The organism is Mycobacterium sp. (assembly GCF_046095365.1).
Taxonomy (GTDB): Bacteria; Actinomycetota; Actinomycetes; order Mycobacteriales; family Mycobacteriaceae; genus Mycobacterium.
Genome location: NZ_JBJTJF010000154.1, coordinates 1 through 14743 on the forward strand (window position 1 = coordinate 1; position 14743 = coordinate 14743).

At 71.4% G+C, this 14743-nt stretch carries 13 protein-coding genes and 1 tRNA gene; 2 read left to right on the forward strand and 12 right to left on the reverse strand.

All coding sequences use genetic code 11. The features are described from left to right. From ACKOQ4_RS11835 to ACKOQ4_RS11845, 3 genes are all read right to left on the reverse strand, one after another. On the reverse strand, positions 1-868 hold an 868-nt coding region (locus ACKOQ4_RS11835; protein ID WP_526292027.1), incomplete at its 3' end, for a branched-chain amino acid ABC transporter permease. Positions 869-911: 43 nt separating this feature from the next. Beyond that, positions 912-2168 (reverse strand): branched-chain amino acid ABC transporter substrate-binding protein, encoded by a 1257-nt coding sequence (locus tag ACKOQ4_RS11840; RefSeq protein WP_526292029.1) that lies wholly within the window; start codon positions 2166-2168, stop codon positions 912-914. Positions 2169-2303: 135 nt separating this feature from the next. Continuing rightward, positions 2304-2930, reverse strand: a complete 627-nt coding sequence (locus ACKOQ4_RS11845) for a two-component system response regulator PdtaR (protein ID WP_526292031.1) — start codon at positions 2928-2930, stop codon at positions 2304-2306. Between the two features lie 66 nt (positions 2931-2996). Between ACKOQ4_RS11845 and ACKOQ4_RS11850 the strand changes: the two genes are divergently transcribed. Then, positions 2997-3070 (forward strand) — tRNA-Leu (locus ACKOQ4_RS11850). Positions 3071-3761: 691 nt separating this feature from the next. Here ACKOQ4_RS11850 and ACKOQ4_RS11855 read toward each other — a convergent pair. Further along, positions 3762-4091, reverse strand: coding sequence for a hypothetical protein (locus ACKOQ4_RS11855; RefSeq protein WP_526292033.1), 330 nt, complete (start codon positions 4089-4091; stop codon positions 3762-3764). 102 nt (positions 4092-4193) lie between these two features. Here ACKOQ4_RS11855 and ACKOQ4_RS11860 point away from each other — a divergent pair, with 102 nt between their 5' ends. Further along, positions 4194-4529 carry an RNA polymerase-binding protein RbpA gene (locus ACKOQ4_RS11860; RefSeq protein ID WP_526292035.1) on the forward strand — a complete coding sequence of 112 codons (336 nt, stop codon included), beginning with the start codon at positions 4194-4196 and terminating at the stop codon, positions 4527-4529. A gap of 18 nt (positions 4530-4547) precedes the next feature. Here the strand turns inward: ACKOQ4_RS11860 and ACKOQ4_RS11865 are convergent, their stop codons facing one another. The 8 genes from ACKOQ4_RS11865 to ACKOQ4_RS11900 form a co-directional block, all read right to left on the reverse strand. After that, positions 4548-5354: a polyprenol monophosphomannose synthase gene (locus ACKOQ4_RS11865; protein ID WP_526292037.1), complete on the reverse strand. Its 807-nt coding sequence runs from the start codon at positions 5352-5354 to the stop codon at positions 4548-4550. Beyond that, the gene (gene lnt / locus ACKOQ4_RS11870; RefSeq protein WP_526292039.1) at positions 5351-6937 is read right to left on the reverse strand and encodes an apolipoprotein N-acyltransferase; all 1587 of its coding nucleotides are present in this window, start codon (positions 6935-6937) and stop codon (positions 5351-5353) included. Before lnt ends, ACKOQ4_RS11865 begins: the two co-directional genes overlap by 4 nt. Further along, complete coding sequence (locus tag ACKOQ4_RS11875; protein ID WP_526292051.1) at positions 6930-8456, reverse strand: amidohydrolase; 1527 nt, start codon at positions 8454-8456, stop codon at positions 6930-6932. Before ACKOQ4_RS11875 ends, lnt begins: the two co-directional genes overlap by 8 nt. 90 nt (positions 8457-8546) lie before the next feature. Next, positions 8547-9026 (reverse strand): FxsA family protein, encoded by a 480-nt coding sequence (locus ACKOQ4_RS11880; RefSeq protein ID WP_526292041.1) that lies wholly within the window; start codon positions 9024-9026, stop codon positions 8547-8549. Between the two features lie 213 nt (positions 9027-9239). Continuing rightward, the gene (locus tag ACKOQ4_RS11885; RefSeq protein WP_526292043.1) at positions 9240-9620 is read right to left on the reverse strand and encodes a PPOX class F420-dependent oxidoreductase; all 381 of its coding nucleotides are present in this window, start codon (positions 9618-9620) and stop codon (positions 9240-9242) included. Between the two features lie 50 nt (positions 9621-9670). Beyond that, positions 9671-13243 (reverse strand): cobaltochelatase subunit CobN, encoded by a 3573-nt coding sequence (cobN, locus tag ACKOQ4_RS11890; protein ID WP_526292045.1) that lies wholly within the window; start codon positions 13241-13243, stop codon positions 9671-9673. 13 nt (positions 13244-13256) lie between these two features. Further along, the gene (locus ACKOQ4_RS11895) at positions 13257-13742 is read right to left on the reverse strand and encodes a hypothetical protein (protein ID WP_526292047.1); all 486 of its coding nucleotides are present in this window, start codon (positions 13740-13742) and stop codon (positions 13257-13259) included. Further along, the coding region (locus tag ACKOQ4_RS11900; protein ID WP_526292049.1) for a DUF58 domain-containing protein at positions 13739-14743 on the reverse strand (1005 nt) is incomplete at its 5' end. The genes ACKOQ4_RS11900 and ACKOQ4_RS11895, both read right to left, overlap by 4 nt.

The window sequence follows — 14743 nt, forward strand, 5'->3', positions numbered from 1 at the left end:
GGTTTCCGATCCCCCCGAGCACGGCGGCCGAGAAGGCTTTGATTCCGAGCAGGAATCCCCCCGAATAGATGATGCCCTGGGGCACCCGCAACGTGTAGAGCAAGGCGGCGGCGCCGGCGAGTATGCCGCCGATCAGGAAGGTCCGGGCGATGATCCGCTTCCGCGAAACGCCCATCAGCGTGGCGGTGTCCGGGTCTTGGGCGACCGCGCGGATGCCCCGGCCGAACCGGGTGCGGTTGATCACCACATCGGTCAGGACCGCCAACGCCAGCGCGGCGGAGACGATGACCAGGGTGACGTTGGTGACGCTGGCGCCGAAAATCTCGAACTGCACCCTCGGCTGCACCAGGATAATCGGCTGCTGGGCGTTACTGCCGCCGTAGCCGGGCAGGATCGTCGGCAGGATGAAGTGGACGAACTCCTGCAGCACGAACGACATGCCGATGGCGGTGATCAGAAAGGTCAACGGGCGCGCGCCGCGGCGCCGCAGCGGCCGGTAGGCCACGGCTTCCAAGCCGACCGCCGCCGCCCCGGAGACTGCCATCGCGAACAGCATCGCGATCCCCAGGAACACGACGGTCATCGCGACGCCGAGGTTGTAGGCGTTGCCGCTGGGTGTGAAGCCGAGGATCATGTCGAGGCAGAAGTACGCCCCGAACATTCCGAGCATGAAGATTTCCGAGTGCGCGAAGTTGATCAGCCGCAGCACCCCGAAAACCAGGGTGTAGCCGACGGCGACGAGCGCGTAGATCGCCCCCCAGGCCAAGCCGTCGACGGTGAGCTGCCAGAACCCTTCCCGCAGGTTCTCGATGTTGAAGCTGATGTCGCCGGCCAGCCAGTTCTGCGAAGCGAGAGCCTGGCCGATCATTCGACTCCTCGCGTCGTTCCCACCGGCAACCCCGAGGGGCGAACTACTGGACCTTGTACATCCAGATCAGGGTCGTGGTCAGTTCCCCCTGCTCGTTCCACTGGTACTTGCGGGCAACGCCCTGCCCGTCGTAGGTCCGCACGAAGTTCAGCAGCGCCTCGCGAGTTGTAGCGCCGGAGTCGATGCCCTTGGCCAGGATGGTGCCGAGGTCATATCCCTCTGTGCTGTAGGTGCCCGGGGCCTGGTTGAACTTCTTGGTGTACTCGTCGGAGAAAGCCGCCGACGCCGGTCCGCACGGGCAGGACAGCAGCGCGTCCTTGGACGCGTTGCCGGCCTGCTTGACGAACTCCGGGTCCTTGGTGCCATCGGCGCTGACGAACGTCCCGGTGAAGCCCGCGTCGCGCAGTTGCTGGACGAAGGGTGCGGCTTCGGAGTAGTCGCCGCTGTAGTACACCGAGTCCGGCGACTGCTCCTTGATCTGGGTCACCGCGGCGGAGAAGTCCTTGTCGCCCTTCTTGACCGAGATGTTGCAGGCGGAGTCGGCCAGCGGGCCCAGGGTGTCCCGAACAGCCTCGGCCAGCCCACTGCCGTAGTCGGTGCTGTCGTCGACGACGCAGACCTTCTTGTCTCCCACGGTGTTCTTCATGTAGTTGGCGACCGACGGGCCCTGGACGCCGTCGTTGGCCAGGCCCCGGAAGAAGGTCTTCCAGCCCTGTTCGGACAGGGTGACGTTGGTGGCCGAGGCGGTGGCCGACACCAGGCCGGCCTGGTCGAACACCCCGCCGGTGGCCTTGGTCTCCCCGGAGAACGCCGGTCCGATCAGGCCGATGATCGAGGCGTCGTCGACGATCTGCGGGGCGATCGCGGTCGCTTTCTGCGGGTCGCCCTCGGTGTCGAAGGTGCGCAGTTCGATCTGACAGCCGGGGTTGGCCGCGTTGTGCTTGTCCAGGGCCAGTTGGACGCCGTTCTTGATGTTGATGCCCAGCGCGGCGTCCGGGCCGTTGAGCGCGCCGGCCATGGCCAGCTTGACCGGGGCGCAGGTGGCCTTGCCGTCACCGGCCGGGTCGGCGGCGGTGACGCCGGCCTCCGGCTTGACCTCCTTGCCGTCCTGGTCGATCTGGACCTGCTCGACGATCTTCAGGTCGACGGGCGCGGCGGCCGCATCCGACGACGCCGACGACGCCGTTCCGCCCTTGGCCGACTCGCCGCCCGGTGCGGGCTGGGTGCAGCCGGCGATGCCAAGCATCACCAGGGCCGCTGAACTCACTGCGACTGCACTCCGTGTCGGCCGACCGCGCACGTTTCACCTCCGGGTTGATGGATTCAGAAGGCGTCCCCACGGAACGCTCGGTAGAGCTTCTCGGTAGAACATCCCCGGTAGAACATAGCCAACCGGGAGCCGGAACGCGCGCCATCGTCCGGCGAAACGCCGCGCCTAGTGCGACGACGGCTTTCGTCCCGACCCGCCCAAAGTCTCCAGGACCACCTCGGCCACCCGCCTCATCGAGGTCCGCCGGTCCATCGCCGCCCGCTGCATCCAGCCGAACGCCTCGGGCTCGCTCATCCCGTGCTCGGCCTGCAGCAGCCCTTTGGCCCGCTCGACCAGCTTGCGGGTCTCCAGTCGCTCACCAAGAGACGCCACCTCGCGCTCCAGCTGGGTGAGCTCGGCGAACCGGCTGACCGCCACCTCGATGGCCGGCACCAGGTCACTGATCGAGAAGGGCTTGACCAGGTAAGCCATCGCCCCGGCGTCGCGGGCCCTCTCCACCAGGTCGCGCTGACTGAACGCGGTGAGCACGACGACCGGGGCGATCCGTTTGGCCGCGATCTCGGCGGCGGCGTCGATGCCGTCGCGGCGGGGCATCTTGACGTCCATGATGACCAGATCCGGGTTCAGGCTCTCGGCCAGCTCGACGGCCTCCTGGCCGTCGCCGGCCTCGCCGACGACCTGGTAGCCCTCCTCGCGCAGCATCTCGGCGAGGTCGAGCCGGATCAGCGCCTCGTCCTCGGCGATCAGAACCCGCCGGCCCGGCGGCAGTTCGGGATCGCTCATGGCCGTCATTGTGTCGCGCCCGCGCGCAGGCGTCGAGTCGGGGCCGGTGGCCGATCAACTATCGTGGGACGGCCTGCCCTCGTATCCCAACTGGCAGAGGAAACGGATTCAAAACCCGTGCAGTGTGAGTTCGAATCTCACCGAGGGCACCGTTAACCGGGCGATGTCTGACCCGCCGGGCTTCGCCGTCGCCGACGCGCAGCCCGCCCCGAGCGCGGACGACGAGGCCGAGAGCTTGCCTTGCGCCTCGGTGTCGTTGGGGTCGGCCGCAATGGCGGTGTAGGCGGCCGCCACGTTCTCGATGAGGTCGGCGTCCGGCGTGGTGACCCTGGGTTTGATCGCCTCGAGCAGCTTGGCCGTGGCACCCGGGTTCGCGTCCGGGTTGCCGGTCATGATCGCGTCGATCTCGCTGCAGACGCTGGCCAGGGTGCCCTCCGCGGGTTCGGCGGCGGCTGACACCGCCGAGGACGCCGCCGACGCCGCAGAGGACGCCGCAGAGGAGGCAGCAGAGGAGGCCGACGATGCCGGCGAGGATGTTGTCGAATTGCCACAGGCCGTCATACCGACCGCGACGGCGGCCGAGGCGAACGAGGTCAGAACAGCCTTCGCGAGAACAGCCATGGTGGGTCCCTTTCCTGGATGTGTCCACCGGATACTAGACCCGGCCCGGCCCGCCGGCGCGGACAGCGGCGCGCGTCTTCGGGGATTTCTTACCTGCTTGCGGCCAGTCCATCACCTGTTTCACAGGTCTGTCGGTCATTCTTGGGCGGAGCGGTCACCGACACTTCGCGCTCCCATCCCGCGCGAGTCAGGTGGCCGTCTCGTTGTCGGGATCGCCGCTCAGCGCCAGCCATCGGCGGCCTTGGCCGCCCGGAGCAACTCCTCGCACAACCGCCGCACTTCGGCCTGCGGGGCGCCCTCCTCGACTGCGGTCGCCACGTCCTCGGCGGCGCACCGCACCTGGTACACCCGGTCGGACAACTCGGCGGCCTCCTCGGAGGTCAAAACCACGGCATCGGCCGGCACCGCGGTGCCCTTGACCTGCGCTCGCTGCTCGTAGGCCCGCTGGCGGCAGGACTGCCGGCAGTACTGCCGGCGCCGGCCCAGGCCGGCGTCTGCCACCTCCCGGCCGCACCACCGACACGGCTGGGGTCGGGTGCGACGCGTCACGAGGTGAGCCTAGACCGGGCTCGGGTCGGTACCATGGGGAGCAGCGTCGGGAATCGCGGGCCGTCTTCTCGCGTTCCATCGACATCACGCAAGGAGAATCCCATGGCTGATCGTGTGCTCAGAGGCAGCCGGCTCGGCGCCGTGAGCTACGAGACCGACCGCAACCACGACCTCGCGCCGCGGCAGCTGGCGAAGTACCGGACCGAGAACGGCGAGGAATTCGAAGTCCCGTTCGCCGACGATGCCGAGATCCCGGGCACCTGGCTGTGCAAGAACGGGCTTGAGGGCACCCTGATCGAGGGCGACCTGCCCGAGCCGAAGAAGGTCAAGCCGCCGCGGACGCACTGGGACATGCTGCTGGAGCGCCGCTCGGTCGAGGAGCTCGAGGAGCTGCTCAAGGAGCGTCTGGATCTGATCAAGACCAAGCGCCGCGGCTGACGTCGCCGGCGAGGCTCTTCAGCGCGCCGCGCGCCGGCGCTTCGCCCGACCGCCGATCCCCCACTGGGCGACCTTGACCATCGCCTCGCGGATGTTGGACCCGCTCATCTTCGACACCCCGAGTTCGCGCTCGGTGAAGGTGATCGGCACCTCGACGACGGTGAAGCCGTTGGTGATCGCACGCCAGGTCAGATCGACCTGGAAGCAGTAGCCCTTCGATTCGACCGAAGCCAGGTCCAGCTTCTCCAGCACCTCGCGCCGGTAGGCGCGATAGCCGGCGGTGATGTCGTGGATGTCGACGCCCAGGAGCACCCGGGCGTAGGTGTTGGCGGTGCGCGACAGCGCCAAGCGCCGCCACGGCCAGTTGCGCACCGTGCCGCCGTCGACATAGCGGGAGCCGATCGCCAGGTCCGCGCCGCGGTCGATGGCATCGAGGAGCCGGTAGAGCTGCTCGGGGGCGTGGCTGCCGTCGGCGTCCATCTCCACCAGTACCGCATAGCCGCGTTCCAGGCCCCAGGCGAACGCCGCCAGGTAGGCCGCACCCAGGCCGTCCTTGGCGGTGCGGTGCATGACGTGCACGTGGTCGGGCTCGGCCGCGGAGTACTGGTCTGCCAACTCCCCGGTGCCGTCCGGGCTGCCGTCGTCGACGACCAGCACGTGGGCTTCGGGGCGGGCCTTGCGGACCCGGCCCAGGATCAGGGGGAGGTTCTCCCGCTCGTTATAGGTGGGGATGATCACCAGCGTCCGCCGGCTCGGCGGCTCGCCGGCGGCCACGGTCTGACTCCTGGCGTGCGCTTTCGCCGACCTGCTACCGGAGGGGCTCATGCGACTCCTTCGACTGGGTTCACACGCCGGCTGCGCAGCGGCCGCACGAAACCCCCATTCTGCAGTATCGCCGCACCGATCGCGGCCACTGCGGCGGCAACCAGCAGCCACTGCAGCGCGACGGTCCAGCGGGTGGCCGGTGTGAGCGCGGTCCGCAGCCCCACCGGGACATCCAGATAGGCCGGCGTGAAGAAGCCGGTCCGGGCCAGCTCCTGGCCGTCCGGGGCGATCACCGCGCTGATACCCACCGTCCCGGCGACGATCACGAAGCGGTCGTGCTCGACGGCCCGCAGCCGGGCGAAGGCCAGTTGCTGTTCGCTCATCGCCTGGTCGAAGGTGGCGTTGTTGCTGGGCACCACCAGGACCTGCGCGCCGTTGCGCACCGACTGGCGCAGCGCGCGGTCGAAGATCACCTCCCAGCAGGTCGCCACCCCGACCGGCACGCCGGCCGGATACACGACGCCGCTACCGGTGCCCGGGACGAAGTAGCCCGCCCGATCGGCGTAGGACGACAGGTGCGAGAAGAAGGCCCGCCACGGCAGGTACTCCCCGAACGGCTGGACGATCTGCTTGTCGTGACGCTCCCCCGGTCCGGTGGCCGGGTCCCACACGATGACGGTGTTGGAGGCCACCGGGTTGTCCGGTGTCGCCTCGGGCCGGTCGACGACGGCGCCGACGAGGATCGGCGCCCCGATGCCCCGGGCGGCGGCGCCGATCTGCTCGGCGGCGTCGGCGTTGGCCAGCGGGTCGATATCGGAGGAGTTCTCCGGCCAGACCACGAACTGCGGGCGCGCGGCGCGGCCGGCTTGGACGTCGGCGGCCAACTGGAGCGTCTGACGGACGTGGTTGTCCAGCACGGCCCGGCGCTGGCTGTTGAAATCCAGCCCGAGCCTGGGCACGTTGCCTTGGACCGCCGCGACGGTTACCTCCCGGCCACCGTCCTGTCCCGCGCGCCCCACCGCCGGGGTCACGACCACGACGGCGAGCACGACCGCGCCGATGCAGGCTCCGGCCGTCAGCAGCGTGCCGGTGCGCCGCGGGGCACGGCCGATCTCGAGCGCCAGTGCGCACAGCGAGGTGCCCAGCACGGCGACGGCGAACGACACCAGAGGTGCGCCGCCCCACTGTGCCAACGGCAGCAGCGGACCACTGGTCTGCCCGAAAGCCGTTACCCCCCACGGGAATCCACCGAAGGGAATACTCGACTTCAGCCACTCCTGCATCGACCACACGCATGCGAGCCACAACGGCCAGCCGGGCAGTCTGGCGACCATGACCGCGAACCTGCCGAAGGCGGCCGGGAACAGCGCCTCCATCGCCGACAGCGCAAGCCAGGGCCCGACGCCCACCAGACCGCTGATCCACGGCAGCAGCGGAAGGTAGAAGGCCGTGCCGAAGACCAGTCCGTAACCGAAACCGCCGGCCAACGTCGTCCGGGGGTGAGCCAGCACCCAGGTCAGCAGGGCCAGCGCCGGCACCGCCGACCACCACCAGCCGAACGGTGGGAAGCTGACCACCATCAGCAGGCCGGCCAGCACGCTCAGGCCGAGCCGGACGATCCGGGAGAACATCCGTTCAGCCATGCAGCGCGACACCCCGGTGCACGGTCTGCCGGCAGGTGGGCAGCGCGGCGCCGGGGTCAAGCCGGGGCAGCGCGGGGATCCGCGACCGGGGGTCGGTCGACCAGCGCTGCACGGCGTCTGCGGGCACGCTCACATCCAGCTCGCCGGTCTCCCAGACCGCATAGGAGGCGGCGGCGCCCGGGACCAGCGTGCCGGTCAGACCGTCGCGAACCCCGCCGGCCCGCCACCCCCCGCGGGTGGCGGCGGCGAACGCCGCGCGCATGGAGATCGAACTGCCGCCCGTTCGGTGGTGGCTGGCCGCCTGCACCCAGGACCACGGATTCATGCCGGTGACCGGGGAATCCGAACCGAATGCCAGGGGCACGCCTGCCGATGCTAACAGCGCGAACGGGTTGAGCCCGGCGGCGCGGGCGGCCCCGAGCCGGCGGGCGTACATGCCCTCGCCGCCGCCCCAGCGGGCGTCGAAGTTCGGCTGCATGCTGGCGGTGATCCCCCACTGACCGAGCTTGGCCGCCTGCTCGGCCGACACCATCTCCAGGTGCTCCAGCCGGTGCCCGCACCGGGCGACCGCAGGCGCTCCGAACCGGGCGACGACGCGTTCGAGCGCGTCGACGACGGCGGTGACGGCGGCGTCGCCGATGACGTGGAAGCCGGCCGTGATGCCGGCCTCGGTGCAGACGCTGAGGTGCTCGGTGACCTCGCCGCCGTCCAGGTAGCGGGTTCCGGTGCAGTCCGGTGCGTCGGAGTAGGGCTCACTCAGCCAGGCGGTGCGTGAGCCCAGTGCGCCGTCGACGAACAGATCACCGCCAAGACCCCGGGCGCCGGTGGCATCGATGAGGGCACGCGCCTGCGCGACAGTGGAGACCGGCTCACCCCAGTAGCCGACGATCTCGACGCCGTGGCACGAGCCACGCAGTTCCGCCCAATCCTCCGGGCCTGCGATGTCAGGTCCGGCGCATTCGTGCACGGCCACGATGCCATTCGTCGCGGCGGCGGCCAGCGCCGCCCGGCGCGCGTCGTCGCCCTGCTGCCAGGTCAGCAGGCGCCGGGCTTCGGCCCGCACGAGATGGTGCGCCTCGGCGGTCAGCGGCCGCTGCGGGTCGAATCCGGCAACCCCGGCCAGCCCCGGCACCGACCCGCGAAGCGCGCTGGATGCCAGCGCCGAGTGGACGTCGATGCGCGCCAGGTAGGCCGGCGCGTTGCCGACGGCGGCGTCGACCTCGGTCGTGTCCGGGGTGCGTGGCCAGTGGGTGTCGTCCCAGCCGTGGCCCCATACCGGCCGGCCGGGATGGGCGGCGGCGTGCTCGGCGATCCGGCGCAGGAGGTCGTCGGGTCCCCGGGCCGGACTCAGGTCCAGCCCGGTGATCCGCAGCCCGGTGGCGGTCAGGTGCACGTGGCTGTCGACGAAGGCCGGGGCGACGAACGCCCCGGCCAGGTCGACCGTCTCGGCGTCGGGGAACTGCGCCCCGGCGACCGCGTCACTGCCCAGCCAGGCGATCACCCCGTCGCGCACCGCCATGGCGGTGGCGTCGGGGTGCGACGGGCTGTGGATGCGCCCGTTGATCAGGACGGTGGTCACGGGGTGTCAGTGTGCCCTGGCACCGGCGCGTCAGCGACGGACGGGCAGCTCTTCGACGACTTCCCCCAAAACCTCGCCGTCGATGTAGTCGCCGCGTCCGGGCCGGCGGGCGGGGTTCGGGGCGAAGGCGGGGTCGAAGCCCGCCGCGCGGACCCGGCGGGCGACCCCGCGGGTGAGCATGGTCGCGGCCAGCGGCCGCATGGCGCCCCGGGTGGGCGGGGCGAGCATCAGTGCCCCGGCGGCGGTGCTGACGATCCCGGGCAGGAAGACCAGGACCGCGCCGAGGCCCACCAGCATGCCGTCGGCCACCGCGCCCTGCGCATTGCGCCGGCGCACGGCGGCGACCTGGCTCTTGACCTGGGAGGCCGCCAGCAGCACGCCGCCCAGGAAGGTCGCGGCCAGCACCACCAGCGCCCAGCCGAGGCCGGCTGCCCAGATCAGCAGTGCCAGCGCGGCGAGTTCGACCGCGACGTAGATCCCGGCGTAGCGAAGAAAAGGTCGCGGTTGCATGCCCGTTACAACGACGGAGCCGCTGAGTCCGTTCCGGTTCCTGCGGGCGGTTTCCGATTTGTGACCGGTGAGATCCGCGGTCGTGTCGCTGCGGCGCTGGCCTGTCGTCATGACCACCGCAACCGCACCGAGAGTGCGCTCAGATCGACTCGAACCCGGTCCTCCCGGGAAACCCTCGATCTGTGCGCACTTTCGGCGGGAGACGTATCGGATTCAGGCCGCCCGCAGTTCCAGCCCGACGGTGCGCTTGGCGCCCCCGCGCAGCTTGGAGAACAGCGAGAAGACCTTGCCGACGATCCCGTAGCGGCGGTTGATGGCCTGATAGACCGCTTCGGTCTGCGAGTCGTCGAGGACGGTGGCGACCGCTTCCACGGCCTCGCCCTTGACGTTGCCGCGCATGTCGCAGACCGCCAGGGTGACCCGCGGGGTGTTGCGGATCCGCTTGACCTTCCAGGAGTTCTTCTCGGTGATCACCAGGGCGCGGTCGCCGTCACGGGCGATCCAGATCGGCGTCGGCTTGGGCCGGCCGTCCTTGGTGAAGGTGGTCAGTAACACGTACTGGGCTTTGGACACGTCGTCGAAGGTGGCCTTCATACCGACAAGGTACCCAGCGGCGCGGCCGGCGCGCCGCCCCGCCCGGCGCTCTAGCGTGCCTCCAGATCTCCCTCGGCCTCCAGCAGCACCCGGCGCAGCGCGTCTAGCGTCGCCGGTCGGGGCTGTTGCCACATCCCGCGGCCGGCCGCCTCCAGCAGCCGTTCCGCCATGCCGTGCAGCGCCCAGGGATTGGACTGCGCCAGGAACTTTCGGTTCTGCGGGTCCAGCAGGTACTGGGCGCTGAGGTCCTCATACATCCAGTCGGCGACCACGCCCGCGGTGGCGTCGTAGCCGAACAGGTAGTCCACCGTGGCGGCCATCTCGAAGGCGCCCTTGTATCCGTGCCGGCGCATCGCGGCCATCCAGCGCGGGTTGACCACCCTGGACCGGAACACCCGCGCGGTCTCCTCGCTCAGCGTGCGGGTGCGCACCGCGTCCGGCCGGGTGTTGTCGCCGATATAGGCCGCCGGCGCCCGGCCGGTGAGCGCGCGGACGGTGGCCACCATCCCGCCGTGGTACTGGAAGTAGTCGTCGGAGTCCGCGATGTCATGCTCGCGGCAGTCGGTGTTCTTCGCGGCGACCATGATCCGCCGGTACTGGTCGCGCATGTCCTCGCCGGCCGGCCGGCCGTCCAGCCCCCGGCCGTAGGCGAAGCCGCCCCAGGCGGTGTAGACCTCGGCCAGGTCGGCATCGTCGCGCCAGTTACGGCTGTCGATCAGCTGCAGCAGGCCGGCCCCGTAGGTCCCGGGTTTCGATCCGAAAATTCTTGTGGTGCAGCGCCGTTCATCGCCGTTTCGGGCAAGGTCGGCCTGCACGTGGGCCCGGACGAAGTTGAGATGCTCCGGTTCGTCGAGCGCGGCCACCAGCCGGACGGCGTCGTCGAGCATCGTCACCACATGCGGGAAGGCATCCCGGAAGAAGCCTGAGATCCGGACGGTGACGTCGACGCGTGGCCGGCCGAGTTCGGCCGGCGGAATCACCGCGAGGTCGACCACCCGCCGCGAGGCGTCGTCCCACACCGGCCGGACCCCGAGCAGGGCGAGGATCTCGGCGATGTCGTCGCCGGAGGTGCGCATCGCCGAGGTCCCCCAGGCCGAGATGCCCACCGAACGGGGCCAGTCGCCGTAGTCGGCGCGGTAGCGCGCCAGCAGCGAATCCGCCATCGCCACACCGGTTTCCCACGCCAGCCGCGACGGCATTGCCTTGGGGTCCACCGAGTAGAAGTTGCGACCGGTGGGCAGCACGTTGACCAGCCCGCGCAGCGGCGACCCGGACGGACCGGCGGGGATGTAGCGGCCGTCCAGCGCCGCGAGCACCTGGTCGATCTCGCGGGCGGTGCCGGCCAGTCGGGGCACCACCTCCTCGGCGGCGAAGCGCAGAATCGCCTCCAGCGCCGCATCGCCGGTGAGCCCGGAGACCCGCGCCGGATCCCAGCCGGCGGCCTGCAGCCCGGCCAGCAGTTCGCGGGCCCGCTGCTCGGCGGCGTCGACGTCGGCCCGGTCGTCGCTGCCGTCCTCGGCCAGGCCCAGCGCCTGTCGCAGGCCGGGCAGGTGACGATCGCCGGCGAAGAGCTGGCGGGCCCGCAGGATGGCCAGCACCAGGTCGAGTTGCGACTGCCCCGCCGGGGCGGCCCCGAGGACGTGCAGGCCGTCGCGGATCTGGGCGTCCTTGATCTCGCACAGCCAGCCGTCCACACCCAGCAGCATGTCGTCGAAGCGGTCGTCGGCGGGGCGTTCGGCCAGCCCCAGGTCGTGGTCCATCTTGGCGGCACGCATCAGGGTCCAGATCTGCTGGCGGATGGCCGGCAGCTTGCCCGGGTCCAGCACGGCGACTCCCGCGTGCTCGTCGAGCAGCTGCTCGAGGCGGGCGATGTCGCCGTAGGACTCGGCGCGCGCCATCGGCGGGATCAGGTGGTCGACCAGCGTGGCGTGCGCCCGGCGCTTGGCCTGGGTCCCTTCGCCGGGGTCGTTGACCAGGAACGGGTAGATCAGCGGCAGGTCGCCCAGCGCGGCGTCGGTGGCGCAATCCGCGGACATGCCGAGCGTCTTGCCGGGCAGCCACTCCAGGTTGCCGTGCTTGCCGAGGTGCACCATCGCGTGGGCGCCGAACTCGTGGCGCAGCCACAGGTAGGTGGCCAGGTAGTGATGGCTGGGCGGCAGGTCGGGGTCGTGGTAGATGGCCACCGGGTTCTCGCCGAATCCGCGCGGCGGCTGCACGACGATCACCAGGTTGCCGGATTGCATGGCGGCGACGACGATTTCGCCGTCCGGGTCTCGGCTGCGGTCGACGAACAAATCCCCCGGCGGCGGCCCCCAGTGCCCCACCATCGCGGCGGCGAGGTCGGCGGGCAGTGCGGCGAACCACTCCCGGTAGCGCGCCGCCGGGATGCGGATCGGGTTGCCGGCCAACTGGCCGTCGGTGAGCCAGTCCGGGTCCTGGCCGCCGCGTTCGATCAGGGCGTGCATCAGGGCGTCCCCATCCGAGGCCTCCAGACCCGGCACCTCGCCGACGCGGTAACCCTTGTCGCGCAACGCCTGCAGCAATGCGATGGCACTGGCCGGGGTGTCCAGGCCGACGGCGTTGCCGATCCGGGAATGCTTGGTCGGGTAGGCCGAGAACACCAGAGCCAGCCGTTTGTCGGCCGGGGCGACCGAACGCAGCCGGGCATGGCTGACCGCCAGGCCGGCCACCCGCGCGCAGCGCTCCGGATCGGGGACGTAGGAGATCAGGCCGTCGGCGTCGATCTCCTTGAACGAGAACGGGACCGTGATGATGCGGCCGTCGAACTCCGGCACCGCCACCTGCGTCGCCACGTCCAGTGGGCTCAGGCCGTCGTCGGAAGTCAGCCAGCGCTCCCTGGAGCCGGTCAGGCACAGTCCCTGCAGGATCGGGATATCCAGCGCGGCAAGGTGTTTGACGTCCCAGCCGTCGTCATCTCCACCGGCTCCGGCAGCCGCCGGAGTGGCGCCGCCGGCGGCCAGAACGGTCACCACCATGGCGTCCGCCCCGGCCAGCAGGTCCAGCAGGTCGGCCGGCGGATTGCGCAGCGAGGCGCAGTACACCGGCAGGGGACGCCCGCCGGCCCGCTCGACCGCCGCGCACAGCGCCTCGACATAGGCGGTGTTGCCGGCGAGCTGCTGGGCCCGGTAGTACAGCACCGCGATCAGCGGGCCGGCGCCGGGCCCCGGCTGCCGCAGCACGCCCCACGACGGGGTGCCGGCGGGCGGGGCGAAGCCGTACCCCGTCATCAGCACGGTGTCGCAGAGGAACGCGTGGAGCTGCCGCAGGTTCTCCACGCCGCCGTGGGCCAGGTAGGCGTGGGTCTGCACGGCGATGCCGGCCGGCACGGTCGAGCGGAGCATCAGGTCCGCGTCCGGCGCCTGCTCCCCGCTGACCACCACCATCGGCACTCCGCTGGTCGCGATCGCGTCGATGCCCTCGGGCCAGGCCCGGTAGCCGCCCAGGATGCGCACCACCACCGCCGCGGCCCCGGCGAGCAGCCCGGCCAGTTCCCCGTCGGCCAGCCGGGCGGGGTTGGCCCAGCGGAACCCCGCACCGCCGGCGCGGGCGGTGATCAGGTCGGTGTCCGAGGTGGACAGCAGCAGGACGGTGGGCCGGGACATCCGTTATTCGTACCTAACCGGGTGGCTGCCGGTCGGCGGCGGGGCCGGAGACGGCCTCGGCGACCAGCGGGGCGACCACCGCGATCAGGATCGCGGCGACGATCGCGGGGGCGATCAGCGGCGCCCAGGCCAGGCGCACCGGGATGACGGCGACGGCGAGCCCGGCGACGGCGAACCCGAGCATGCCGGCCGCGGCCGGGACGGTCAGCGTCACCGCCCCGCCCGCGTATCTGGTCATCAGATAGGCGGCGGCCGACAGCCCGGACACCGCGACGAACACCGGCGCGGGGTCGCCCAGCCCGATCGCGGCGACGGTGGCCACCACGGCGACGGTCGCCGCCCGGCGGTCGAAGACGCCGGCCGGCACGGCCACGGCCGCCACGGCGAGCGCGGCCAGGGCCCACGGGCCGCCGGGTCGGGCGGCCGCGGCGACCATCAGCGCGCCGAACGCCGGGGAGAAGGCCGCCGGGCCGCCCGCGGCGGCGCGTTGCGGGTTCACCGGCGCCGCCGGCCGGATCCGACCCTGGCCCGTGGCAGCAGGCGCATCGCCACGTCCAGGTTCACCTCGGCCGGCCAGGCCACCACCTCGACGCCGACCATGCGCATGTCGCGGTACATCGCCGAGCGCTGCAAAGCCCACATCCGCTCCAGGATCGGGTCCTCGTCCTCGCCGAGCGGGCAGCCCTTGAGCACGTCGACGACCACGACGACGTGCCCGCGGTGGGACAGGTCCATCAGCGCCAGCCCGAAGTCGGCGTCGAGCAGGGTGGAGAACCCGACGATCACCGCGCCGGGCGGGACCGCGGCCTGCGGCGCCAGGGTGCCGGTCAGGTCGTGGTGTCCGCTGCCGGCTCCGAGTGCGGCATCGAGCACCCGGTAGAACTGCCGCTGCCCGATGTCGGGCCCCAGCCACCGCGGCCGCCGGCCGCCGAGCCCAATCACCCCGGCCCGGTCGCCGTTGCGCAGCGCCGACTGCACCACCTGCAAAGCGCCCTCGACGGCCCGCTGGGTGTCGGCCGTCGCCGGGCCGGGGGGCTGGGCGCTCATGTCCACCAGCACCACCACGTCGACGGACCGGTCGGTCAGCCGCTGGGTTACGTGCAGCACGCCCCGGCGGGCGCTGACCGACCAGTTGCCCGTGCGCAACTGGTCGCCCGGCACGTAGGCGCGGATGTCGGCGTACTCCACGCCGGGTCCGGCGTGGCGGGTCAGGTGGGTGCCGATGCGGTCGAGCATCTCGGTGCGCGGCATTGCCGTCGTCGGCGGCGGCACCACCGGGAAGACGAAGACGTCGGCGATTTCCGCCGAGGCGGTCGCCGCGGTCAGACCGCCGGGGGCGACGACGTCGACGCGGGCCCGCAGCGGATAGCGCCCCCACCGTTCGGCGGACACCTCGACCGCCTGCCGGCGCGGGCCGTCGCCGTCGAGCACGACGGTCTGCATGCCCACCGGGGCGGTCACCGTCAGCCCCACAGCCGCGCCGTCGGGGGCCGCACTGAG

What these genes read in the sequence shown, in the direction of transcription:
- ACKOQ4_RS11845 (WP_526292031.1), bottom strand. Translation starts at nt 2,930, where the DNA reads ATGACGGCCATGAGCGATCCCGAACTGCCGCCGGGCCGGCGGGTTCTG.
- ACKOQ4_RS11860 (WP_526292035.1), top strand. Translation starts at nt 4,194, where the DNA reads ATGGCTGATCGTGTGCTCAGAGGCAGCCGGCTCGGCGCCGTGAGCTAC.
- ACKOQ4_RS11865 (WP_526292037.1), bottom strand. Translation starts at nt 5,354, where the DNA reads ATGAGCCCCTCCGGTAGCAGGTCGGCGAAAGCGCACGCCAGGAGTCAG.
- lnt (WP_526292039.1), bottom strand. Translation starts at nt 6,937, where the DNA reads ATGGCTGAACGGATGTTCTCCCGGATCGTCCGGCTCGGCCTGAGCGTG.
- ACKOQ4_RS11875 (WP_526292051.1), bottom strand. Translation starts at nt 8,456, where the DNA reads ATGGCGGTGCGCGACGGGGTGATCGCCTGGCTGGGCAGTGACGCGGTC.
- ACKOQ4_RS11880 (WP_526292041.1), bottom strand. Translation starts at nt 9,026, where the DNA reads ATGCAACCGCGACCTTTTCTTCGCTACGCCGGGATCTACGTCGCGGTC.
- ACKOQ4_RS11885 (WP_526292043.1), bottom strand. Translation starts at nt 9,620, where the DNA reads ATGAAGGCCACCTTCGACGACGTGTCCAAAGCCCAGTACGTGTTACTG.
- cobN (WP_526292045.1), bottom strand. Translation starts at nt 13,243, where the DNA reads ATGTCCCGGCCCACCGTCCTGCTGCTGTCCACCTCGGACACCGACCTG.